Origin of the sequence: Pseudogemmobacter bohemicus (genome assembly GCF_003290025.1) — a bacterium.
GTDB classification, from domain to species: Bacteria; Pseudomonadota; Alphaproteobacteria; order Rhodobacterales; family Rhodobacteraceae; genus Pseudogemmobacter; species Pseudogemmobacter bohemicus.
This window is the reverse complement of record NZ_QNHG01000001.1, coordinates 1,292,169-1,315,278: the sequence shown is the minus strand read 5'-3', so window position 1 is coordinate 1,315,278 and position 23,110 is coordinate 1,292,169. Positions and strand designations below refer to the sequence as shown.

Below are 23,110 nucleotides of genomic sequence, written 5' to 3'. Positions count from 1 at the left end.
AGCTCTTGTCAAGCCACCGGAATGTCCTGTTAACTCGCAGCCCATGGATGTGTCGGGTGAAGGCGGGGGCATGACTCGAACTGAGCGGAGCGGGAATGTGGCCGGGCCGCATTCCACGGCGAAGGGTGTTTTGCGGCAGAGCCTGGTCGGTCCGGAGGCGCGCGTCCTGCTGCTTGAGATCGACAATGCGCCCCTGAACGGCCTGACCCAGGAGGTGCGGGCCGCCCTTTCTGCCGCGCTTGCCGCAGAGGTCGGGGAGGCCGAAGCCCGGCTGGACGAGGCCCATGGCCGCGCGGCTGCGGATACCGGCGAGGCTGCCCCTGATGCCTGTAACCGCGCATCAAATGGCGATGCGGGCTCTGCCGGTCGTGACGGCGAGACGCTGACCCGCGCGCCCGAAGGTGGTGAGACCCCTGGCACCCGGCCCAGGACCGGCGCCCGGCCGGTGGTGATTACCGGCGCGGCGGGGGGCTTCTCCTCGGCGACACTGGTGGAGGCGGGTGCGGCTTTGCGCGATGGCGCCCCTTCGCTGGCCGATCTCTGCCGGCAGATCGACCTCTATCCGGCGCCGGTGGTGGCGGCCATTGCGGGCCGGGCCACCGGCCCGGGGGCGGAGCTGGCGCTCGCCTGCCATGCGCGCATCATGGCAATGGGCGCCCGGATCCAGTTTCCCGAGGCCGGGCTGGGCCTGCCGCCGATGGCCGGCGCCAGTCAGCGGCTTCCGCGTCTGACCGGCGCGACAGAGGCGATTGCGCTGCTGTTGGATGCCCGACCCGTCGATGCCGACCAGGCGCTGACCATCGGCCTCGCCGATCATGTGACCGAGGGCGATCCGGTGCCGGCCGCGGTTGAGTTCGCGGCGCGGATGCCAATCCCGGCGCCGGTGATCGCCCGCGACGAGGGCATCCGCGATGCGAGTGCCTTTGTCGCGGCGATTGCCCAGGCGCGGCGCGATACCGCGCGCAACCCCATGCCCGCCCCGGCGCGGATCATAGATTGCGTCGAGGCGGCGCTTTACCTGCCCCCTGAAAACGGCCTCGCGCTGGAGACGGTGATTTTCGAGGATCTGCTGGAGACCACTGAGAGCCGCGGGCTGATCGCGGCCGCCAGGGCCGAGAGGGCGGCCCATGCGCTGCCTGCGGGCGTGGCTGCCGGCAATGGCGAGGATATCCGCGTTCTGGGGCTGACCGGCGCCGGGCCGCAGCTTGCTGCGCTTGCGCTGCTTGCGCTTGGGCGCGGGATCAGGGTCATCTGGGCCGGTCCGGAGGGTGGTGGCGACGAGGCTTCGCTGCAACGCATTGCGGCCTGGGTGCGGGAGCGGCTGGAGGCCGGGGCGCGCTCTGGCCGCATGGCCCAGGCGCAGCGCGATTCCGATCTGCTGCGGTTCGAGACCGGCCAGCCGGCCCAGGCGCTGGCCCAGGCCGGTCTGGTGGTTCATGCCCGTGCAGGCGCCACTGTCGATGCCCTGGCACGGCAAAATCCTGCCGCGCTGCATCTGGTGATCGGCGGCGCGCCGGGCCGGGCCGGGCTGACCATCGCCCCATCGGGCCGGGTTTGTGAAATCAGCACCGGCGGTGTGGCGGGGCCGCTGGCGCTTGCCGGGCTGTGGCGGCTGATGCGTGGCCTTGGGCTGCAACCGGTGCTCAGCGGCGGGCTGCCACAGATCGGACGACGGGTGGCGGCGGCAGGCCAGGCGGCTTTGTCGCGCATGCTGGCCATGGGCGTGCCGCGCCGGCTGATCGCAACCGCGCTGGAGGGCTTTGGCCAGGCGATGCCCGATCTGGCGGAGCCGGAGCCCGGCCAGGCGGTGCGCGGCATGGCCTCGGACGAGGTGGTCCGGCGCTGGCTGAGCGCTTTGGCGAATGAGGGTTACCGGCAGATCGCCGAGGGTTCGGCCCCGGGGCCGCATGCGGTGGATTTCCTGCTGGTGCAGGGCCATGGTTTCCCGCGCTGGCAGGGCGGGCCGATGCATCTCGCCGCCGAGCGCGGCGCGATGGTGCTGCGCAGCGAATTGCGCCGCTGGCAGGAGGATGACCCGCTTTGGGCACCGCATCCGATGCTGGATCTGCTGGTCTCAAAAGGGCGGGGCGTTGCCGCCTGAGCACAGGACCCGCCTGAACGCAGGGTTTCAGCCCAGGGAGATGCCCATGATCACCAAGGCGAGGCCCAGCACCGACAGGCCAAGCGCGCCGAAATTCACCGCGAAAAGCTTTTGCAGTTCAGTGCGCATCTGATCATCCGTCGCCCCGGAGCGGCGGATTTTCAGCCCGCGCAGGATGCACCAGGCCAGGCCAAACACGCCAAGAAGCGACAGAAAGGCGCCGGGCCAGATCAGATACGGCATGGGGAACTCCGCCATTTGCTACGGGATGCTGGCTAAACGCTGCCGGGCTTTCGCGCAAGAGGGGCCGGGGAAGGGGCGGCGCCGCTTGAACTCCGCAAGGCGGGCAGGGTATCTGTTGCCCAGGGCATAAAGCGGAGAGCAGGAATGAATGACGCCTTCAACGTGACCGCAGATGAACTGCGCCAGCTGATCGAGCGGATCGAACAGTTCGAAGCCGAGAAGAGGGACATCGCTGAGCAGTTGAAAGAGGTCTATGCCGAGGCCAAGGGCCGCGGTTTCGACACCAAGGCGCTGCGTAAAATCGTGTCGCTGCGCAAGCAGGATGCGAATGAGCGCCAGGAGGCGGATGCGATCCTTGAGGTTTATATGACCGCGCTTGGGATGAGCTGAGGCCGGATCAGGCCGGATTGACAGGGGGGCCGGCATTGAAACCGGGGCCGGCCCCCGTTTTCACACAGATGGCCGGTCCTGGCGCGGCCTTGCGCGCGGATCTGCAGGCTGCGCCGGAAAAAGGCCAGGAGAAACATTGCGGTCAGCACCAGGATGATGGGGGCGGCCGGCGGGGAAACCAGCCAGAAGCTCGTCCGGATCCCCGTCATCATGGTGGTGAAACAGGAGGCACTTGCGATCACCAGTATCCGCCCGAAGCGGCGCGTCAGCAGGAAGGCGATGGCTCCGGGTGCGATCAGCAGCCCGATGGCGAGAATCAGCCCGGTCGCCGCAAGCGTCGCCACGATGGTCAGCGACAGGTCGCCAGCAATCCGTAATGTAACAGCCCCACCGGCAGCCCCGGGGCCCGCGCCTGGGCCGGATCAAAGGCGTGCAGCATCAGGTCTTTCCAGCACCAGCGTGACACATCCGGCGATCAGCCCGGCGGTCCAGAGGTCCTGGACGCTGACACGCAGCATATTCCCGAACAGGATATAGTCGAGATCGGCATCGCTTTCGATCAAGGTGTAAGGCACGATTCCGACGGCAAACATGCCCGAGAACACCACCCCCATCACCGTATCGGGCTTGATGCGGCTGTTCTCTGACAGCCAGGTGGTGGCGACCGAGATGAACATGCCGGCGACAAAGGCGCCGATGATCAGCGGAAAGCCCCAGATATAGGCCAGCACGATTCCGGGCAGCACCGCGTGAGAGACCGCATCCCCCATCAGCGCCCAGCCCTTCAGCACCAGAAAACAGGACAAAAGCGCATAGAGCACTGAAATCATGTCTGAAATCAGATAGACCTTTTGCATGAACGGGAACCGGAACAGCAGCAGAAGCGTCTCGATCATTGGCCACCTCGTCATGCAACGCCTCGGCTGCGCGGCGTTTTGCGGCCAGAAACCCGTGTTTTGGCGCAAAGATGAAGACCGTGAGGACGATCGCGGTTTACAGGCGGAGGATGACGCCGCCGGTCGCGCCATTGAGGAAATAGCGGATACAGGCGCCGGCAAAGCTGGTCACCGTGCCGATGGCGACGGAAAGTGCGTTCAGCCGCCCGAACCGGTCGCAAAGCAGCCAGGCGGTGGAGCCGGGTGTGACCACCAGGGCGATCACCAGAAAGGCGCCCACCGTCTGCATCGCGGCCACCTCCGAGGCCGAAAGCAGCGTGAAGAACACGCCTTTCAAAAGCCCCGGATGCAGCCCGATGGAACGCGCATGGTTTTCATCAAAGAACACCACCATCAGGTCTTTCCACTTCACCAGCGGCACCGCCAGCGTGACAAAGCCGATAATGGCCAGTTGCGTCGTGTCCTCGGGCGTGATCGCGAGGATATTCCCCATGGTGATGGTCTGGATCGAGACCGCCATCGGGTTCAGCGACACCATGAACAGCCCAAGGCCGAAAAACGCGGTGAAGATCAGCCCGATCACCACATCCGATTTCAGCCCCGACCGGTCCGACAGGACCAGCATGGCGAGCGCAGCGAGCCCCCCTGAAAGAAAGGCGCCAGGCGCGAAGGGGAGGCCAAGCATATAGGCGCCGGCCATTCCGGGCACCACCGCGTGAGAAACCGCATCCCCCATCAGCGCCCAGCCCTTCAGCATGAGGTAAGCCGAGAGAAAGGCGCAGACGCCGCCGACCAGGGCGGAAACCCACATCGCATTCAGCATGTAGGACCAGGTAAACGGCCCCCAGAGGACGGACATTCAGCGCGCCCCTCCGCTTTCGGTCTGCCTGTCCGCGCGGGGACGGGTCTCATGGCCGTATTGCACCAAAGGCCGCTCGTGATCGCTCAGGATCGAAACATGGCGCGGGTCGTCATCGTCATGCAACTGATCGCCCGACAGCGTGAAGCGGCGCAGAACACCCCCGAAAGCCTCTTCTGGATTGTCATGCGTAAAGGTCCCGGCGGTGAGGCCATAGGCCAGCACCGTGCCGCAAACCAGCACCACCCGGCCGCAAAATTCCGGCACCGAGCCGGGGTTATGGGTTGAGACCAGCATCACCCTTCCCTCATCGCGCAGAAGGGGGGTGATCTGTTCTTCGGTCTTGACGTCGCTGCCGGTGAAAGCCTCGTCCAGCAAGATCATCTGGCCATCCTGCGCCAGCGCGCGGGCGAGGAAGACCCGTTTCTTATGGCCCCCGGACAGCTCGCCGATCTGGCGGTGGCGGTAATCAAGCATGTTTATCCGCATGGGCGCCTGATCCACCGCCGCGCGATCCGTCGCCGAGGGGATTCGCAAAAACCCATATGGCCGTAGCGCCCTCATCATCACCACATCTTCGATGAGGACGGGAAAGCACCAGTCGACCTCTTCCGATTGCGGTACATAGGCGACAAAGTTCTGCTTAAGCGTCTCGCATACCGTCGGCCGAGGAGCCGGAGCTTCCCCTTTGTCAGCGGCACGAACCCCATGTCGCCTTGAAAAGTGTGGATTTTCCGGCATCGTTTACGCCCACAAGCGCGGTGACGGTGCCGCGCGGGATCTGGAACGAGCATTGCGCAAGGCGGTATGGCCATTCCGGCAGGTGACCGTCACATCCCGGGCGGGTGATGCCGCTCCCCGGGTCTTGGGCTGTGGCGCCCCGATCCGGGGCTGGCTGTTTTGCGACATGATCTTTCTGGTTTTCCTGAGTTGCGGCCGGGGAACTCTGCCACGACAATCCGTGGAAGATAGGTGATTTTGAGAAGCAATCTCAACTGGGCGCGCCTTCCAGACCCTTTGCAATGGTTTCGGATGTGGTTTTCAACAGGTCGAGACAGGTCGGAACCGGGCCATCCGCCGTCGAAAGGCTGTCGACATAAAGCACGCCGCCATAGGCCGCGCCGGTCTCGCGCGCCACCTGTTCGGCGGGGGTGGTATTGACAGTGCTTTCGCAGAAGACGACCGGGATCTGATATTCCCTGACCCCGTCGATGACCGGGCGCACCTGTTGCGGCCTGCCCATCTGATCGGCATTCATCGGCCAGAGATACAGCTCCTCCATGCCGAAATCGCGGGCGAGCCAGGAAAACGCGCCCTCGCAGGTCACCAGCCAGCGCGTGCCTTCCGGAATGGCTTCGACGCGGGCGCGCAGCAGCCCTATCACGGCTTTCAGCTCATCCTTACAGGCCGCCGCAGTGGCGGCGTAGACGCTCGCATTGTCCGCATCCTGCTCTGACAGCGAATTTTCTATATTGTCTATATATATCAGCGCGTTATACAGACCCATTCAGGCATGCGGATTGGCCTTGCCCTGGCAGGACCGCGAAGAGATCGCAATCGGATCAATGCCATCGGTCAGCGTGGCCGAGGGCAGATCGCCCAGGTTTTCGAGGAGCCCCGCGAACCACAGTTCCAGATCGGCATCCATCGTACGACCAGATCCTGCGGCGTCGGCTCATTGCCATGGATCTCGGCACCGGGGCGGGTGACCGAGACCAGGTCGGCCGCATCCCCCGCCACCTGCTGCGCCATATCCGCGATCACGGCCATGGTGGTGCCGACTTTCAGCTTCTCCTGGGCCGGGGCGAGGCCGGTGGTCATCAGAAGCGCCGCAAAGGCCGTCGTCGGAAGTTTGAGCCATGATTGCATGGGGTTTCCTTTTCTTTCCTGTTCAGCTGTAAATGAAAACCATTCTTAACTGACAACCCTTCTTTCACGGCCTGACCATCCCTGTCGCATCCGGACTTTGATAATGTCGCAAACGGCACAAAAACGCCGCAAACACCAGGCGGTGCCGCCACGGCCAGGAGTATTTCCTGCGAAGGCCGTTCAGGAGGATAAGATGTCGGATGTGATCGAGGGTCGTCGGGCGCGGGGTGGCGGTGCGGCGCGGCGGGCCGAACGCACGGCTGTCAGCTTTGAGACTGCGAAATTCATCAGCCGCAACATTCCGAATTTCGAAGTGCTGAATGAAGAGGCGCTTCAGATCATCGAGCATAATGCCGAAATGGTGCTGGAAGAGATCGGCGTCAATTTCGTCGAGAATCCAGGCGCCCTTGTGCGCTGGCGCGAGGCCGGGGCCGATGTGCGCGGCGAGCGGGTGCATATCCCCCGTGGTCTGGCGCGCAAACTCTGTTCGACAGCGCCGGCGCATTTCACCCAGGCCGCCCGCAATCCGGAGCGCAATGTCGAAATCGGCGGCCGGAACCTTGTGCTGGCGCCGGTTTACGGCCCGCCCTTCGTGCGCGATCTGGAAGGTGGTCGCCGCTACGCGACCATCGAGGATTTCCGCAATTTCGTGAAGCTCGGCTATATGTCGAAATGGCTGCACCATTCCGGCGGCACCGTTTGCGAGCCGACCGATGTGCCGGTGAACAAGCGCCACCTCGATATGCTGCTGGCGCATATGACACTGTCCGACAAGCCCTATATGGGCTCGGTGACGGAACCCTCGCGGGCGCAGGACTCGGTCGATATGTCGAAGATCCTGTTCGGCCCGGACTTTGTTGACCAGAACACGGTGATGACGTCGCTGATCAACATCAACTCGCCGATGACTTTTGACGGCATTATGATGGGCGCGCTTGAGGTCTATGCGGCCAATAACCAGGCCTCCATCGTGTCGCCCTTTATCGTCGGCGGCGCGATGGCACCGGTGACGGTGGCGGGGACACTGACCCAGGTGCTGGCGGAAATTCTGGCGGGCGTGGCCTATAGCCAGCTGGTGCGCGCAGGCTCTCCGGTGATTGCGGGCGCGTTTGTGACCTCGATCGACATGAATTCCGGCGCGCCGACTTTCGGGACGCCCGAGGCCGCGCATATCACCTATGGCGCCGGTCAGCTGGTGCGGCGTCTGGGGCTGCCCTATCGTTCGGCAGGGTCGTTCTGCGGCTCGAAACTGCCGGATGCGCAGGCGGCTTACGAGACCTCGAACAGCCTGAATATGGGCCTGCTGGCGGGGGTGAACTTCATGCTCCATGCCTGCGGCTGGCTGGAGGGCGGTCTGGTTTCCTCTTACGAGAAATTCGTGATGGATGCCGATCAGCTGGGCGCGCTGCATGGTCTGGCCAAGGGTGTTTCGGTTGACGAGAACGCCCAGGCGCTGGATGCGATCCGCGAGGTTGGCCCCGGCGGCCATTACCTCGGATGTGCCCATACCCAGGCCAATTTCAAGACCGCTTTCTGGCGCTCGGATGTGCTCGACTACAAGCCATTCGAAACCTGGGAGGAAGAGGGCGCGCGCGACACCGCGACGCTGGCCTCGGCAAGGGTCCGGAAGATGCTGGCGGATTATGTGGCGCCCGAACTGGATATTGCGAAGCGCGAGGCGCTGGACGCCTATGTCGCAGAGCGCAAGGAATCGATGCCCGACGCCTTCATGTAATCGTCGCCGGTTTCGAAACAATTGGCCCCGTTCTGGCAACAGAGCGGGGCCAATTGTTTTTATCCTGCCTTCTTTCCCGATCCCTCTGCTGACCGCGTGCGGCTGAGGGCATCCAATGCCCGGCAGGAGACAGTCGTGGAGTTTGATCTGATGAGACTGCACCGCGTGACCGGGCAGCCTGACGTCAATGATGCCGATCTTTCCGGCTCGCATTTCAATGATGCCAATCTGTCGGGCAGCCGCTTCAACCAGATCAATTTCTCGGGCGCCAGTTTCAACGACAGCAATATGTCGGGCTGGCGGGTCTATGATGTGAACCTCTCGGGTGCGTTGTTTCAGAACCTCAACCTCTCGGGCGCGGCGCTGAACAATTGCCGCCTCACCGGGGTGGCGATTGGTGGCGCGCCGCCGGAGGAGATGATTGCGCTCTGGCAAAAGTCAAAATCAGAATAACCTTTTAATATATAGGTTTGTGCAAAGAATAGGGCCGCATCGGTAAGGATGTGGCCCGGGTCTTGCAGCGGCTGCTTTCAGCCCGAAACCGGCCTTGGCTGCAGCAGACGGGTCTCGGCAACAAGGGCGGCCAGCACCTCGATATGATCACAGATCGAATAGGTCGAGGCGCCGCTCTGGCGAATTTCCTCGATCCGCGCCTCGGTCTCGAACAGTTTCGAGACGATGCCTTCGGGGCGTTTTTCTTCGGGGGCGAAGCGCTTCAGCGCAGTCGGACGGTGGTAGTCGGTCAGGGCGAAACGGACAGCGCGCATCAGGATGCCGGGGCGGCGGATTTCGGAAAGGGCGGTGCGGAAATCAGGCATTATCGGTTCCTTCTGCGGGTGAGAAGGGCAGTCTGACCTGGAAAGTTCCACCGTTGCGCAGCCACGAAAACCGGCGCGCGCCCTGGAAGTGGCTGTTTAGCTTTTGGTTACCATTATCGTCAAATCGTAACCAGTTAACGTCTGAGTAACTACGATCCCTTAACCTGCCTTTTGCACCAGCCGGATGTTCAGACCTGAAAATGGAACAGATCAGAGACTTTGAAAGCCCTGGATGGCCGCCGCATCTGCCGGGCTGGATTCCGGATCAGGTAAGGCTTTATCTCGGTCATACCGAGGAGGGGATCTCGCTCAGGGCGCTGGCGCGTGAACGGGGGGTGCATGCCTCGACCGTGATGCGCCAGGTGCGCCGGTATGAGTGCCGCCGTGACGATCCGCTGATGGATGCTGCGCTCAGTCAGCTCAGCCGGTCGGCGCGGCTTTCCCCCAATCCGGTCGGCCAGAAGGTATTCCCCCCGATGACAGCCCATCTTTCGCAACAGTCGATCCCCCGCGCCAATCCCGTTGCCGCCAAAGCCATTTCCGCAGGCACTGCCGCCCTTCCCGATGAGGGCGAGCTGGACCGCGAGGCCCGCCGCATCCTGCGCCGTCTGGCCGAGCCGGGCGCCGTGCTGGCCTTTGCCGGCGATATGGAAAAGGCCGCCGTTCTGCGCGAGTTTCCCGATGGGCGCGCGGTCAGGACAGCGGTGCTGGAACGCGCGGTCGCGCAGGCTTTTTGCCTGAAGGACTGGATCTCCTGCCGCAAAAGCGGGCGGATCTCGACCTATGGCATCACTCCGGCCGGGAGGGCGGCGCTCAGGCGGATCATGGGCGAGGACGAGGCGCAGCCTGGTCTGGCCGAGGCGGCGACGCCCTTTGCCGATCAGCATCGCGACTTTGCCGAGCGTGAGGTGCAGACCCCGGACGGCCCGCGCCGGATGCGGTTCAACATCGCGGAAAGCCCGGTGGCGGTGCTGGGGCGGCGGCGCGAGAAGAATGGCGAATTGTTCCTGACCTCGGACTTGGTGGCGGCGGCCGAGCGGCTGCGTGAGGACTTCGAGCTGGCGCAAATGGGGCCGCGCGTGGCGCAGAACTGGGAGAAGTTCCTGACCGGCGGCGACCGTGGCGGCTTTCGCGGCGATAGCGGGCTGGCCGAGGGGCCTGGCCGCGCGCGCGACCGGGTGGCGCTTGCGCTGCGTGATCTGGGGCCGGGGCTGGGGGATATCGCGTTGCGGGTCTGCTGCTTTCTCGAAGGGGTGGAAAGCGCCGAGCGGCGCATGGGCTGGGCGGCGCGCTCGGGTAAGATCGTGCTGCGGATCGCGCTGCTCCGGCTCAGGCGCCATTACGACGAGACCTATGGTCGCTCCGGCCCGCTGATCGGCTGATGACGGCAGCAAAAAAGGCGAAGCCCGCGGGGCCTCGCCTTTTTTTCTGTGCCTGGTGGTGCCCCGGACGACCGGGGCGTTCCAGGCGGATCAGAGCAGAAAATCGGTCTCGCTCAGCGTGGCGACACCGCTGACCATGATCTGGAAATCGGCCTGGCGGTCGCCGTCGAGATCACCCTGGAGGATGGTCACGCTGCCATTGCCCCAGAGGTTCAGCTGCCCGGCCACACCACTGAAATTCGCGTGGCCTATGAAGGTGAAGGCCTGGTTGCCTTCGGTCAGGCTGTCGGCATCCATTGCCGAAAGGTCGATCAGATCGCCGGCTGCGAAATCGCCGATCTGGTCGCGCCCGGTCCCGACCGCGCTTTCCGCGGCGTTGCGCCAGACGAAAACATCCGCCCCGGCACCGCCAAACAGCAGGTCCATGCCATCGCCGCCGATCAGCATGTCATCGCCGGCACCGCCTGCGAGGTAATCATTGCCCCCCGCGCCATCGAGCACGTTATTGCCGTCATTGCCGATGATTTTGTTCCCATACTCGTTGCCGATTCCGGTCAGGTTGGCGCTGCCGCGCAGGATGAGATTCTCGATATGCGCGCCGAGCGTCCAGGAGACGGTCGAGGCCACAAGGTCGGTGCCTTCGCCCGCAGCCTCGATCACCACATCATGAACCGTGTTGACATAATAGATGTCATTCCCGAGCCCGCCATAGAACATGTCATACCCGGCATCGCCGAAGAAGGTGTCATCCCCTTCGCCACCGAACAGGGTGTCATTGCCGGCCGCGCCGCGCAGAAGGTCATTGCCCGCGCTGCCCTGGATTTCATTGGCAAGCGCGTTGCCGAACCCGGTAAGCCCGCCGCTGCCGGTCAGCTGCAGGTTTTCGACATGGGCGCTCAGCGTCCAGTTGACGCTGCTGATGACGGTATCGGTGCCCTCATCCGCCAGTTCGGTGACCTGATCACCGGCATGGTCAACGTAATAGAGATCATCGCCGATGCCGCCATACATCCTGTCGGCTCCGGTGCCACCATCCAGTGTGTCATTGCCGGCACGCCCGGTCAGGGTATCGTTGCCGCCGGCACCTGAAAGCAGGTTATCCGCCGCATCGCCGCGCAGGTCGTCTCCGGTGAAAGTTCCGATGATCGCCTCGATCTGGAAGAACCGGGCTCCGGCAACGTTTGAGCGGTTGAGGGAGTTATCTTCCAGATCAACAACTATCGGGCCATTACTGACCGCAAAGGTCGTCAGATCCAGGGTGTCAAACCCGGCCCCGCCATAGGCCTCGATCGGTCCGTACGAGTGAGCGATAAGATCGTCGCCTCCGCCAGCATAGATGGTGTCGGCCCCGCCTCCGGAACTGATCGTATCATTGCCGCCCTCGGCTGTGTCATCGGGCCCGTCGCCATAAATTATGTCGCTGTGCTGACTGCCGACGATAATGTCATTGCCATAGGTGGCGTTGCCCTGGACGGTGCCGAAATCTCCGTAGATGACTAAGCCAGCGTTGGCGGCCAAAGCGGAAATCACGTCATCGCCACCTCTAGCTGTGGCCCCTGCAGCGACCAGGGCTGCGTCTCCGTAGATCGTTGCTCTGGTATGGCCTGTCGCAACCGTTATTCCTGAGATATCAAAAGTATCGTTGCCTCCGAAGAATGTTGTGTCGGCCGCGACAGTAGCGATGTCGCCCCAGGCGAAGGAGAGCGCGCCTGACATTCTGAAATTGTCGTCTCCGCTCAGCAGATTATCCAGGGCGGCAATGATTGGGGAATGTTCGAAACCCGTCAGGGTTTGCCCGATCCCGTCCATCTGAATGATAGCGGTTCCGTTATAATTGAAGGTTCCGGATACGATCTCCAGCCGGCCGGGCAGGTCGAACAACCGGAATGTAGACTGGAAGGTGTTGCCGGTCCCGAAAGGACCTGAAACGTATAAGTAGGTATATCGGTTGTTGATCAAACTTCCGGATATAAGCCCTGGTCCCACATCAAGGAGGGAAAAGCTGCTGCTCTCAGCGCCTGCATTTGTTCCTGTGAATATGACATTGACCATCACTTACTCCCCCGAAGATTAACTGGAAAATTCTAAGAATTTTTCAGTGCAGGCTGGTCCTGTCAAGACAATTACCCGGATGAGCAATCCGGAGGTTTCGCCCTGGCTCTGGCTGGCGCCGCGTGGGTTCGGGGCGGGCCCGTCCTGCGGCGAAAAGAGAAACGCACGCCCGGTTGGGGGCGTGCGTCCTTTCATTTGCGGTCTATCGGTCTTCGACCCCTGGGCTTCAGTCTGCGCGGGTCAGGCCGGCTGCATGGACGATCCCCGCCAGGGCGCCGCCGATCAGCGGGGCCACGATAAAGACCCAGAGCTGGCTCAGTGCCGCGCCGCCGGCGAAAAGCGCCGGGCCGATCGAACGCGCCGGGTTCACCGAAACGCCGGTGACCTGGATGCCGACGAGGTGGATGCCGGTCAGGGTCAGACCGATGGCAAGGCCCGCCATGGCGGTATAGGCGCCCGGATGGGTGGCGCCGAGGATCACGGTGACGAAGAGGAAGGTCGCCACGATCTCGAAGACCAGCGCCGAGGTCAGGTTGTATTTGCCAAGATAGGCCTCGCCATAGCCGTTCGAGCCGAGACCGTATTCCCCAAGCGTAAAGCCGGTCTTGCCGGTCACGATCAGGTAAAGCACGGCGGCGCCGAGAATTGCGCCAACAAGCTGGGCGACGACATAGACGATGAAATCGCCGGGCGACATTTTACCGGCCATCAGCACGCCAAGGCTGACCGCCGGGTTGAGATGGGCGCCGGAAATCGCGCCGATCCCATAGGCGGTGGCGATGATCGAGATCCCGAAGGCCAGCGAGATACCGGTCAGGCCCACGCCGGTCATGCCGTCGGCGCCGGCGATCACCGCCGCGCCGCAGCCGAAGAAAACAAGGATGAATGTGCCGATAACTTCGGCAGTGAACTTTTTAGACATTGTCCCTCCTGGTGACAGGGCCGGGGGGAAGTCCCCGGCAGTTCCTGGTCAGTCGGCCCCTGGGACGTGTACATGCACTATCCGTTGCCTTAGGGCCGCGCTCAGCTTATGTCTTGGGGGGAGCCCCGGAAAAGGGGGAAAAAGCCAGAGGTCAGCCCATGCGCGATCTGAAGATCCCTGATCAGCGTCACCCCGAAAAGGCGCATCGCCCCGATCAGGAACAGCCGAAAAAGCCGTCCTGGATCCGGGTCCGGGCGCCGAATTCGGAAGGGTATAAGAAGACCCGCGACATTATGAAGGAAAACCGTCTGGTGACGGTCTGCGAGGAAGCGGGCTGCCCCAATGTCGGTGAATGCTGGAGCCAGGGTCACGCCACCATGATGATCATGGGCGAGATCTGCACCCGCGGCTGCACCTTTTGCAATGTGGCGACCGGCAAGCCGCAGACGCTGGATGCGTTCGAGCCTGGCCGGGTGGCGCATGCGGTGCAGAAGCTGGGGCTGAACCATGTGGTGATCACCTCCGTCGACCGCGACGATCTGGATGATGGCGGTGCCGAGCATTTCGCCCAGACGATCCGTGCAGTCAGGCACCGCTCTCCGGGCACCACCATCGAGATCCTGACGCCCGATTTCCTGAAATGCGCGCCCTCGGCGCTGGAGAAAGTGGTCGAGGCGCGTCCCGATGTGTTCAACCACAATCTGGAAACCGTGCCCGGTCTTTATCACGAGGTTCGCCCCGGTGCGCGTTACTTCCATTCGCTGCGCTTGTTGCAGCGGGTGAAAGAGCTGGATCCGGCGATGTTCACCAAATCGGGGATCATGGTCGGCCTTGGCGAAAAGCGCCATGAGGTCTTGCAGGTGATGGACGACATGCGCTCGGCCGATATCGACTTTCTTACCGTCGGCCAATATCTGCAGCCGACGCCGAAACATCACCGGGTCGCGGAATTCGTCACACCCGAGGATTTCCAGGCCTATGAGAAATCGGCGCGGAACAAGGGCTTCCTGATGGTCTCGGCCACGCCGCTGACACGGTCCTCCTATCATGCCGGCGATGATTTCGCCCAGCTGCGCGCGGCGCGGCTGGCAAAGCTCGGGCCGGCATAAGGCTGCGATTTACAGGGGAATTGTTTACCGCAGACCTGTTCCTGACAGGTTCTTACCGTTGACCCCCCCTCCGGGAATGGTCGCCTGTTGCCGACAGGGTGACACCGCCTGACCGCCTGGGCCGGGCATCTGGCAGGAGAGGTTTTTTCGTGTTTTTCGGGCGCCCCGACCAAAGATGAGAGTTTTTTCGACACCCTGGCCGGCCATATCGGGCGCGAGCCCTGATCAATGCCAGCATTCTGGTCCTGGTGCGTTCAGGCTCTGCCCATGGTGAGAGCGCGCTTGCCGGCAATGCTGCGCGGGTGAGCCTTGCGCTTTTGAGGCGATAACACTCTTCCAATCATCTGGACCACGGGCAGGGTGATTGCACTATCCCGGGGGGGGCGATTGCGGGCATTGCGGTCGATCCGGGCGCGATAAACAGCGGTGGTGAGGGGATTTACCGGCTCTTATAACGACCCTCGCCTATCTGGGCCTCAGCACTGTCAGGGCCGGGATCCGGATCTTAGGCCAGAATGCCGGCATTCAGACCAATGGCGAGAGGCTTGCGGTCATTACCTCCAGCAGCCTTATCCGGGCGACCTTGCGGGGGATCATCTTTCAGGCCGTCAGCTGTTATACCCCCTCCATCACAGAATACTTGCGCCATCGAAGGCGGAACGGTCCCGGTCGAAACCGGTCCGATGACGGATGTGATCGTCAATCATGGCCTGCTGACGGCCATCCCTTACCGGTGCTGGCAAGGACATGGTTGACGGGCGCGGGGGCCGATGATCGGCACCCTGCGTCCTGGCGGGGGAAATGACGGGATCATCGGCAACATCGCCCGGTCCGGGGGGGGGGCGGTGGCGCCGCTCTTCCGGATGCGCTGGATTTCCGTTCTGCGGCAGGGGCGCATATGGCGCCGGATGGCCTTCGGCAATGGTGGCGCTGCCCCTGGCGATATCTGTTCCGGCTTCGGGATCATCAACGGCTCGAATACAGGCAATGACCGGCGGCGCGGTGGGGCCGAGGTGCATTCCTTTCCCGGCAGCGGCGGCAAGGACGCCCCGAATGGCGGCGCGGGGAATGATGCGCCGGGTGGGCACGGAGGGCAGGGCGACACCGGCACTGACAGGCTTAATGGGTGGTTCCTGTTCCGCTTTTTCTTGTGCAAGGAATGTGGCGATGTGATCGTGGATTTCTCGCCCAATGCCCCGGGGGAATAATGATGCGTTCAGGTCCTGGCGGCGGCTTTTGGCGGCAGTTTTTTTTGGCGGCCTGGTTGCGGGTGCGTTGGTGGAAAGCCAGTTCCGCCTCCGCGCCGACACTCGGGCCCGGCATGCAGATGAGCGCTTCATGTCCGGTATAACGGACAAGGCGTTGTGGAAGGATGCCGATGGCAATGGCGCAGGGGGGCGATCCTGGTGGCGCGCTTTCAGGTCTGGGCCAGGAGGATGGCGGCGGATATCCTGATCCTCGGGGACGCGCCGGCCTATTCGGCGGGCGGCACCCGTTTCAGATAGGCTGCCACCGCTGCGGCATCGGCTGCGGGCAGTCGGGCGAAGTTTTCGACCACATGCGCCATATGGCCGCCCACCGAATCGTAATCCGGGGTAAAACCGGTGGTCAGGTAATCGGCGATTTCAACCGCGCTCCAGTCCAGCGTGGCGGGGGTGATCCCCGGCACCTTGCCCCGGCCCGACGGGTTCGGGGCGCCGGCCAGCCAGCGCGCGGTGTCCATGCCGCCAAGGGCGTTGCGGGGCGTATGGCATTCACCGCAATGGGCCATCGCCTCGGCGAGATAGCGGCCGCGCTCCTCTTCCGGCGTCAGATCGGCGGTCACCACCCAGTCGCTGCGCAGGAATAAAAGCTTCCATCCCCCCAGAAGCCAGCGCTGGCTGAAGGGGAAGGCGACATCATGCTCCCGGCTGGGGGTCGCATCGGCTGGCAGCGTCTTCAGCCAGGCATCCAGATCCGCCACATCCTGCAGCGTGAGCTTTGCATAAGAGGCATAGGGCAGGGCCGGATAAAGATGCGCCCCCTCGCGCGAGACGCCGCGCGTCAGCGCATTGGCCAGATCCAGCGCCGACCAGGCGCCGATGCCATGCTCCGGGTCCGGGCTGATATTCGGCGCGTAGAAGGTGCCGAAATCCGATGGAAAAGCCTGGCCACCGGCAAGGACCGGCCGCTCGGCATCGCTGCTTTCCTGCCCCGGTGCGAGATGGCAGGAGGCGCAGCCCGTGGCCAGAAACACGAGCCGCCCCGCCTCAGGCGCGCCCGTCAACCCCGCCATCGCGTCACCGTCCAGCGGGTCGGGCCGTATCAGCCAGAGCATCACCGCCCCGGCCAGTGCCGCGATCAGGAAAAGCATCAGCGCGAGGCGACGAAGGCGGCCGGGATGCAGGCGGCTGGAATGCAAGGGGCCGGGACGCAGTGGGTCGGGGCGAGATGGCATCGGCTTGGCTTTCCGGGCTGGCTCTTCTGCCCATAGTGCCCCGGGAGGCGCCCCTTGTCAGCGCGTTTTTGCCGCCGGTCCGGATTTTGCCGCCGCTTGCGCCTCAGAATTTCATCCGGTTCACCCGCAGCCAGTCCGGCCAGCCCCAGATCCATTCAAAGGCGGCAAAGGCCAGGCAGGCGGCGATCACCCCCAGCACCAGCAGCACGCGGCGCATCGGAGGCGGGTTTTGCGCCCAGCGTTTGGCGCGAAGCAGCCAGACCATGATATTCATCGTCAGATCTCCATTCCGCCAGATGGCAGGCCTTTGGAAGACCGCACAATGGCGGGCGGGTGCATCTCAGCCACCATCGGTGAACCTGACCTTGCCGATATAAGGCAGGTTTCGGTTTCTTTGTGCGAAATCAATGCCGTAACCCACGACAAACTCATCGGGGATCTCGAACCCGGTCCAGGTGGCGCGGATCGGAACCTCGCGGCGCGAGGGTTTGTCCAGCAGCGCGCAGATCTCCAGCCGGCGCGGCAGACGCGACAGCAGCAGGTTTTTCACATGGGTCAGCGTGTGGCCGGTATCGACGATGTCCTCGACCACCAGCACGTCACGGCCCTGAATCTCGCCGCGCAGATCCTTGAGGATCCGCACCTCGCGTGAGCTTTGCGTCGCATTGCCGTAAGAGGAGGCTTCGAGGAAATCGACCTCGACCGGCAGATGGATCTCGCGCACGAGGTCGGCGATGAAGACGAATGATCCGCGCAAGAGGCCGACCACCACCAGTTTCTCGGTATCATGGAAGGCGCGGGTGATCTCACGCGCCAGCGCCTCGATCCGCGCCGCAATCGCCTTGGCGCTGATCAGCTGGTCGATGGCATAAGGCCGGGTGGCGGGGGGGCGGGCGGCAGGAGGCAGCGGGACGGGGTCGGTCATGCAGGGGCTCGGATCTGGCGGGATGGTTTATTTTCGCCGCGAAAGCGGGCGGGGGAAAGCGGAAACTCGGGCAATGGGGTTGAAATCCGGCCTCTGAGCGGTGAGATGGAGGGGAAGTCGCAAATCCGTCAGACATGCCCAGACATCAAGAAACCCGCAAACTGCCCTGGTCGGCACAGGAGATGTTCGATCTCGTGGCCGATGTAGAGAGCTATCCGAAATTCCTGCCCTGGAATGCCGCCGCGCGGATCCGGTCGCGCCGGCCGGTCGGGGGCGCGGCTGGCGTGGAGCTTGCTGGTGCGGCGCCTGTTGACGCGGCTGGCGCCGATGAGGTGATCGAGGCCGATCTGGTGATTTCGTTCAAGGTGTTTCGCGAGCGTTTCGGCAGCCGGGTGACGCTGTTGAAGACGGAAAAGCGCATTCTTACCGAATATATCGACGGGCCGTTCCGCTATCTGCGCTCGACCTGGGAGTTCCGGGATCTGGGGACGGGCGGCTCGGAAGTCAGCTTCTTTGTCGATTTCGAATTCCGCAATGCGATCCTGCAAGGGGTGATCGGGCTGGTTTTCAACGAGGCGATGCAGCGGATCGTGCGCGCCTTTGAGCGGCGGGCGGCGGAACTTTACGGGGCGCGGATGTAAGAGACTGGCGCCCTGGCGGGCGCCGGCCTCCGGCGGGAGTATTTAAGTCAGGAGGAAGGTCGTATTGCGCTCAGGCATGCGCGGTGGGTGCGGTGCCGTTCAGCAGCAGACGCAGCGCGTATTCGGTGGCGGCCTCGCGCACGGCGCCCCGGCCGAGCGCGCCGAAATCGCGGGTCTCGGTCAGGGTATGGCGGCCCATTTGTGCAAGTCCGAAACAGACGCGGCCCTCGGGCTTGTGTTCGCTGCCGCCGGGGCCGGCGATGCCGGTGACCGAGACGGCGAGATGGGCGCGCGAATGTCTGAGTGCGCCTTCGGCCATTTCACGCGCGACCTCTTCGCTGACGGCACCGTGGCGGGCCAGCGTGCTTTCAAAGACGCCGAGCATCCCCTGTTTCGCATGGTTGGAATAGGTGACGAAGCCGCGCTCGAACACGTCGGACGAGCCGGGGATATCGGTCAGCGCGGCCGAGACCATGCCGCCGGTGCAGCTCTCGGCGGTGGCGATCATCAGCCCGCGCGCGCGGGCCTCGTGCAGCACGGAATATGCAAGGGCGTGGTTCACATCAGCCATGGCTTGACGACCCCATGATAAAGCCCGGCAAGGATAACCGATCCGATGCCCGCGAACAGCCCCGCGATCAGGTCATCAAGCATGACGCCGGTTGCATCGCCGCGGCGGTCGGCCCGGCCGATGATCCAGGGCTTCCAGATATCGAACAGTCGAAACAGCAGGAAGGGCGCGGCCCAGGCCGGCCAGGCGCCCCACCAGAGCCCGACATCCAGCCCGTGTTGCATCGCCGGGATCGCCACGAAGCTGATCGCGATCCACTGGCCGGCGACCTCGTCGATCACCACCTCGGAAGGGTCGGTATCGTCGCGTCCGCGCAGATATTGCGGCACCGCCCAGAAGCCGAAGCCCGTAGCCAGAACCGCCGCCACCGGCACCAGCCAGTAAAGCCCCTGGTTCATGGCCAGGAGCGCCAGCAGCGCGGCGGCCAGCGAGGCCCAGGTGCCCGAAGCCGGGCGGATATGGCCGATGCCGAAGAAGGTCGCGGTCAGATTGATCATGGTTTTACCAGGAGGGTGGTTGCGATTGCGGCGATGCCTTCCTCGCGCCCGGTAAAGCCCAGGCGCTCGGATGTGGTGGCCTTGACGCTGATCCGGGCGGCATCAAGGCCCATGATGGCGGCCAGTGCGGCCTGCATGGCGATGGCATGGGGGCCGATTTTCGGGCGCTCGCAGATCAGGGTCACGTCGCAATTCGAGATCGCGAAACCCCGTTCCGCCGCCAGCGCGACGGCGTGGCGCAGGAAAATATGGCTCCCGGCGCCTTTCCATTGCGGGTCGGAAGGCGGGAAATGACGGCCGATATCGCCCATGGCGAGCGCGCCATAGATCGCATCGGTCAGCGCATGCATCCCGACATCGGCGTCGGAATGACCCAGCAGCGCGCGGTCATGCGCGATCCTTACGCCGCAAAGCCAGACATGATCGCCTGTCGTGAAGGCATGGACGTCAAAGCCATTCCCCATGCGGATATCCATGGCGTTTTCCTTTCCGCGCAAGCGCGCGAGGATCTGTTCCGCGCGGGGGAAATCCGGCGGGAAGGTGAGTTTGAGATTGTCCTCCTCGCCCGCGACAATCGCAACCTCCATCCCCAGAGCCAGCGCCAGCTCGACATCATCGGCGGCAGAGCTGGAGGGGGCGGCCCGATGGGCATCGAGAATGGCGTCGAAATGAAAGCCCTGCGGCGTCTGCGCCCGCCAGAGGCCGTCGCGGGGTTGCAGCCCGGTGACGCGGTTTGCAGCGCCGCGCCAGAGCGCATCGCTGACCGTCAGAGCGGGGGCGGCGGCCGGCGCGGTTTCCAGCGCCTCACAGACACGGGCGATCAGCGCCGGGCTGGTCAGCGGCCGGGCGCCGTCCTGGATCAGCACCCGCCCATAGCCCCGGCCCGCCATCGCCTCCAGCGCATTGCGGACCGATTCCGCCCGGGTAGCCCCGCCCTCGACCAGATGCGCCGAGGGCGCGAGCGCCGCCGCCGCCGCCCGGTCATCGGGATGGATCACCAGTGCCAGGTCAAACCCGGCAAAGGCCCTGAGCGTATGGGCAAGGACCGGCTCGCCGGCCAGCAGGCGCCATTGTTTCGGCAAGCCTCCTCCGGCCCGCAGCCCGCGACCCGCCGCCGTGATCACCACCAGGGTCTTTGCCGCAGGCGCGGGAGGGCTGGCACTGATGTCGGGATCGGTCACAGCGGTTTGCCTTTGTGCTGTCAGAAGAGTGGGGCGGTTTTAGGCCAGGGAAAGGACGCTGGCAATCTGCGCATCTTTGCCTGATATATGGGCAAATATGCTTAATATTTGTGCGTTGCCTCTTTCCGGGGCAGATTTGACCGCGAAAGATCCGGGCATCTGCCTTGGAACTGTGCCGGACCAGCCCTAGCACTGACTCTGAGAGAAAAGGAACCGCACCTTTGGCTTTGATCCCTGGCTCTATGGTAACCGGCCCAGTGACTGGTTCTGTGCAGAATGTCGCAGCGCGAAAGGGCGCTGTGCAGGATGGGCGGCCGGCTGCTGCACTGATGAATGCGGGCCTGCCGAAGGGGGGGGCGACCGGCGCCGCACCGGCGGCTGCGGTGGCGCTTGGCCCTTTCACCCTGTTTCCGCCGGTCTTCCTGGCGCCATTGGCCGGAATCACCGATCTGCCGAACCGCCGGCTGGTCGGCTCTTTCGGGGCGGGGCTGGTCGTGTCGGAAATGGTCGCCTCGGAAGAGGTGCTCAGGAACCGCCCCGAGGCGCGCGCGCGGGCCGAGCTGGGCTTTGGCGAGAATATCACCTCGGTGCAGCTGGCGGGGCGTGAACCCGCGCTGATGGCCGAGGCCGCGAAATGGTGCGAGGGGCAGGGCGCTGAAATCATCGACATCAATATGGGTTGCCCGTCGAAACGGGTGACCACCGGGCTTTGCGGTTCGGCGCTTCTGAAGGATCTGGATCTTGCCATCGGGCTGATCGAGGCGGTGGTCGGCGCGGTGCAGGTGCCGGTCACGCTCAAGACCCGGCTGGGCTGGGATGACACCCTGCTGAATGCGCCCGATCTGGCGGCCCGCGCCGAACAGGCCGGGGTGAAGATGGTGGTGATCCATGGCCGCACCCGCTGTCAGTTTTACAAGGGGCGGGCCGACTGGGCGGCGATCAGGCGGGTGAAAGAGGCGGTGTCGATCCCGGTGATCGCCAATGGCGACATTATTGACGCCGCAACGGCGGCCGAGGCGCTGGAGCAATCGGGCGCCGATGGCGTCATGGTCGGGCGCGGCGCGCAAGGCGCGCCCTGGCGGCTGGCCCAGATCGCCCATGCGCTTTACGGCACGCCCGCGCCGGTGATCCCCGAGGGCCTTGCACGCGGTGAAATGATCACCCGCCATTACGATGAGATGCTCGGTTTCTACGGGCGCGAGCTGGGCCTGCGCTGCGCCCGCAAACATCTCGGCTGGTATCTGGAAGAGGCGGGGCTTGACCATGCCCGCGAGGCGGTGCTGACCGCCACCGACCCCGCTTTGGTCCGCGATCTGATCCTGCGCGCATTCAGCGAGACAGAGGAGGCAGCATGACCCCCTACCGCTCCCCCTGGCCGGTTCCCGGTGTGGTCTGGGCCTCGCTGCCGCTGCCGGCACTGCTGGTTGGCCCCGATGGCATGATCCGCGAGGCCAATCCTGCGGCCGAGAGTTTCCTCAACGTCTCGGCGAAATCGCTGTTCGGCCAGCCGGTGCTGGACCGGATTATGATCGACGCGCCGATGGAGGAGGCCTTTGCCCGCGCCCGTGCCAATCAGGCGCCGATGAAGATCAATGATGCCGATGTGACCAGCGGAGACCGTGCGCCGGTGCAGTGCTCGGTCCATATCGCGCCGATGCATGACCAGCCCGATTACCTGATGCTGCTGTTTTCTCCGCGCGAGATTGCCGACAGGCTGGGCCGGGCGGGCGCCTCGAAAACGGCGGCGAAATCGGCGATCGGCATGGCCGAGATGCTGGCGCATGAGATCAAGAACCCGCTCGCAGGCATCGCCGGCGCGGCACAGCTTTTGTCGATGAGCCTGACGCCCGAAGACCGCGAAATGACCGATCTGATCGTCGAAGAGACGCGGCGCATCGTCAAGCTGCTGGAACAGGTTGAACAATTCGGCAATCTGCGCCCGCCGGATCGCCGCGCGGTGAATATCCACGACGCGCTCGACCGCGCCCGGCGCTCGGGCCTTGTGGGCTTCGCCTCGCATATGGTGATCCTTGAGGATTACGACCCCTCGCTGCCGCCGACCTTCGCCGATCCCGATCAGCTGATGCAGGTCTTTCTGAACCTGATCAAAAACGCGGCCGAGGCGGCAGGCCGCAAGGGGGGCACCATCCGGCTGCGCACCTTTTATGACCTGAGCCTCAGGATGCGCCGCAAGGATGGCAGCCAGGGCGCGCTGCCGCTGAATGTCGAGGTGATCGACGATGGCCCCGGCCTGCCGCCCGATATTGCCGCAGAGGTTTTCGACCCCTTCGTCTCGGGGCGCGAGAACGGGACGGGGCTGGGCCTCGCGCTGGTCTCGAAAATCATCGCCGATCACGAGGGCTGGATTTCGGTCGATTCGGTGCCAGGGCGGACCGCCTTCCGCATCTCGCTGCCGATGATGCCCAAAGACGTTAAGCCCGATTCCGCTAAGCCTGAAGCCGCTAAGAAAGAGGTGTAACCC

General features: G+C 64.0%; 20 protein-coding genes and 4 pseudogenes. 10 read left to right on the top strand and 14 right to left on the bottom strand.

The features are described from left to right. Positions 1 to 70: 70 nt before the first annotated feature. Positions 71 to 2,101 (top strand): enoyl-CoA hydratase/isomerase family protein, encoded by a 2,031-nt coding sequence (locus DRF71_RS06195; RefSeq protein WP_198672077.1) that lies wholly within the window; start codon positions 71 to 73, stop codon positions 2,099 to 2,101. 27 nt (positions 2,102 to 2,128) lie between these two features. On the opposite strand, the gene DRF71_RS06190 is transcribed toward DRF71_RS06195, so the two are convergent. Further along, the gene (locus DRF71_RS06190) at positions 2,129 to 2,344 is read right to left on the bottom strand and encodes a hypothetical protein (RefSeq protein WP_112310034.1); all 216 of its coding nucleotides are present in this window, start codon (positions 2,342 to 2,344) and stop codon (positions 2,129 to 2,131) included. Positions 2,345 to 2,488: 144 nt separating this feature from the next. On the opposite strand from DRF71_RS06190, the gene DRF71_RS06185 reads away from it, so the two are divergent. Continuing rightward, entirely contained in the window at positions 2,489 to 2,734 is a 246-nt protein-coding gene (locus DRF71_RS06185) for a DUF2312 domain-containing protein (protein WP_112309587.1), read from the top strand. Positions 2,735 to 2,841: 107 nt separating this feature from the next. On the opposite strand, the pseudogene DRF71_RS27240 reads toward DRF71_RS06185, so the two are convergent. The 4 pseudogenes from DRF71_RS27240 to DRF71_RS06160 all read right to left on the bottom strand — a co-directional run. Then, positions 2,842 to 3,630: pseudogene (locus DRF71_RS27240) on the bottom strand (metal ABC transporter permease); the annotation flags it as partial. A gap of 16 nt (positions 3,631 to 3,646) precedes the next feature. Then, a pseudogene (locus DRF71_RS27235) lies at positions 3,647 to 4,489 on the bottom strand (metal ABC transporter permease); the annotation flags it as partial. Further along, positions 4,490 to 5,398 (bottom strand): annotated as a pseudogene (locus DRF71_RS06165) (ATP-binding cassette domain-containing protein). Between the two features lie 82 nt (positions 5,399 to 5,480). Beyond that, positions 5,481 to 6,358 (bottom strand): annotated as a pseudogene (locus DRF71_RS06160) (metal ABC transporter solute-binding protein, Zn/Mn family). Positions 6,359 to 6,551: 193 nt separating this feature from the next. Here DRF71_RS06160 and DRF71_RS06155 point away from each other — a divergent pair. Both DRF71_RS06155 and DRF71_RS06150 read left to right on the top strand, forming a co-directional pair. Further along, positions 6,552 to 8,093 carry a trimethylamine methyltransferase family protein gene (locus tag DRF71_RS06155; protein ID WP_112309584.1) on the top strand — a complete coding sequence of 514 codons (1,542 nt, stop codon included), beginning with the start codon at positions 6,552 to 6,554 and terminating at the stop codon, positions 8,091 to 8,093. Positions 8,094 to 8,243: 150 nt separating this feature from the next. Beyond that, positions 8,244 to 8,546, top strand: coding sequence for a pentapeptide repeat-containing protein (locus DRF71_RS06150; protein ID WP_157970941.1), 303 nt, complete (start codon positions 8,244 to 8,246; stop codon positions 8,544 to 8,546). Between the two features lie 77 nt (positions 8,547 to 8,623). Here the strand turns inward: DRF71_RS06150 and DRF71_RS06145 are convergent, their stop codons facing one another. Then, positions 8,624 to 8,911: a DUF6477 family protein gene (locus tag DRF71_RS06145; RefSeq protein WP_112309582.1), complete on the bottom strand. Its 288-nt coding sequence runs from the start codon at positions 8,909 to 8,911 to the stop codon at positions 8,624 to 8,626. A gap of 200 nt (positions 8,912 to 9,111) precedes the next feature. On the opposite strand from DRF71_RS06145, the gene DRF71_RS06140 reads away from it, so the two are divergent. After that, positions 9,112 to 10,293 (top strand): DUF6456 domain-containing protein, encoded by a 1,182-nt coding sequence (locus DRF71_RS06140; protein WP_112309581.1) that lies wholly within the window; start codon positions 9,112 to 9,114, stop codon positions 10,291 to 10,293. A gap of 90 nt (positions 10,294 to 10,383) precedes the next feature. On the opposite strand, the gene DRF71_RS06135 is transcribed toward DRF71_RS06140, so the two are convergent. Beyond that, complete coding sequence (locus tag DRF71_RS06135; protein WP_198672076.1) at positions 10,384 to 12,009, bottom strand: calcium-binding protein; 1,626 nt, start codon at positions 12,007 to 12,009, stop codon at positions 10,384 to 10,386. Between the two features lie 562 nt (positions 12,010 to 12,571). Continuing rightward, the gene (gene aqpZ / locus DRF71_RS06130; protein ID WP_112309579.1) at positions 12,572 to 13,267 is read right to left on the bottom strand and encodes an aquaporin Z; all 696 of its coding nucleotides are present in this window, start codon (positions 13,265 to 13,267) and stop codon (positions 12,572 to 12,574) included. A 158-nt stretch (positions 13,268 to 13,425) separates the two neighbouring features. Between aqpZ and lipA the strand changes: the two genes are divergently transcribed. Beyond that, complete coding sequence (gene lipA, locus DRF71_RS06125; RefSeq protein WP_112309578.1) at positions 13,426 to 14,376, top strand: lipoyl synthase; 951 nt, start codon at positions 13,426 to 13,428, stop codon at positions 14,374 to 14,376. Between the two features lie 770 nt (positions 14,377 to 15,146). Further along, positions 15,147 to 15,584, top strand: coding sequence for a hypothetical protein (locus DRF71_RS06120; protein ID WP_112309577.1), 438 nt, complete (start codon positions 15,147 to 15,149; stop codon positions 15,582 to 15,584). Between the two features lie 266 nt (positions 15,585 to 15,850). Here DRF71_RS06120 and DRF71_RS06115 read toward each other — a convergent pair whose 3' ends face one another. The 3 genes from DRF71_RS06115 to hpt all read right to left on the bottom strand — a co-directional run bounded on the left by DRF71_RS06115 (position 15,851) and on the right by hpt (position 17,738). After that, positions 15,851 to 16,729 (bottom strand): c-type cytochrome, encoded by an 879-nt coding sequence (locus DRF71_RS06115; RefSeq protein WP_112310033.1) that lies wholly within the window; start codon positions 16,727 to 16,729, stop codon positions 15,851 to 15,853. 187 nt (positions 16,730 to 16,916) lie between these two features. Continuing rightward, entirely contained in the window at positions 16,917 to 17,087 is a 171-nt protein-coding gene (locus DRF71_RS27925; RefSeq protein WP_198672075.1) for a hypothetical protein, read from the bottom strand. A gap of 66 nt (positions 17,088 to 17,153) precedes the next feature. Then, positions 17,154 to 17,738, bottom strand: coding sequence for a hypoxanthine phosphoribosyltransferase (hpt, locus tag DRF71_RS06110; protein WP_112309576.1), 585 nt, complete (start codon positions 17,736 to 17,738; stop codon positions 17,154 to 17,156). Positions 17,739 to 17,872: 134 nt separating this feature from the next. Here hpt and DRF71_RS06105 point away from each other — a divergent pair, with 134 nt between their 5' ends. Beyond that, positions 17,873 to 18,379 carry a type II toxin-antitoxin system RatA family toxin gene (locus DRF71_RS06105; RefSeq protein WP_112309575.1) on the top strand — a complete coding sequence of 169 codons (507 nt, stop codon included), beginning with the start codon at positions 17,873 to 17,875 and terminating at the stop codon, positions 18,377 to 18,379. Positions 18,380 to 18,449: 70 nt separating this feature from the next. On the opposite strand, the gene DRF71_RS06100 is transcribed toward DRF71_RS06105, so the two are convergent. From DRF71_RS06100 to DRF71_RS06090, 3 genes are read right to left on the bottom strand one after another with little or no spacing between them, the layout of a single operon-like run. After that, positions 18,450 to 18,950, bottom strand: coding sequence for a CinA family protein (locus DRF71_RS06100; RefSeq protein ID WP_112309574.1), 501 nt, complete (start codon positions 18,948 to 18,950; stop codon positions 18,450 to 18,452). Continuing rightward, positions 18,938 to 19,447 (bottom strand): phosphatidylglycerophosphatase A family protein, encoded by a 510-nt coding sequence (locus DRF71_RS06095; RefSeq protein ID WP_112309573.1) that lies wholly within the window; start codon positions 19,445 to 19,447, stop codon positions 18,938 to 18,940. Before DRF71_RS06095 ends, DRF71_RS06100 begins: the two co-directional genes overlap by 13 nt. Beyond that, a complete protein-coding gene (locus DRF71_RS06090) occupies positions 19,444 to 20,628 on the bottom strand; it encodes a bifunctional 2-C-methyl-D-erythritol 4-phosphate cytidylyltransferase/2-C-methyl-D-erythritol 2,4-cyclodiphosphate synthase (RefSeq protein ID WP_232831325.1) in 1,185 nt (394 codons plus the stop codon). Before DRF71_RS06090 ends, DRF71_RS06095 begins: the two co-directional genes overlap by 4 nt. Positions 20,629 to 20,957: 329 nt before the next feature. Between DRF71_RS06090 and dusB the strand changes: the two genes are divergently transcribed. After that, entirely contained in the window at positions 20,958 to 21,983 is a 1,026-nt protein-coding gene (gene dusB / locus DRF71_RS06085; RefSeq protein ID WP_112310031.1) for a tRNA dihydrouridine synthase DusB, read from the top strand. Then, on the top strand, positions 21,980 to 23,107 hold the full coding sequence (locus DRF71_RS06080; protein WP_112309572.1) for a two-component system sensor histidine kinase NtrB: 1,128 nt from the start codon (positions 21,980 to 21,982) through the stop codon (positions 23,105 to 23,107). The genes dusB and DRF71_RS06080 overlap by 4 nt, the downstream gene beginning before the upstream one ends. The last annotated feature ends 3 nt before the right edge of the window (positions 23,108 to 23,110 follow it).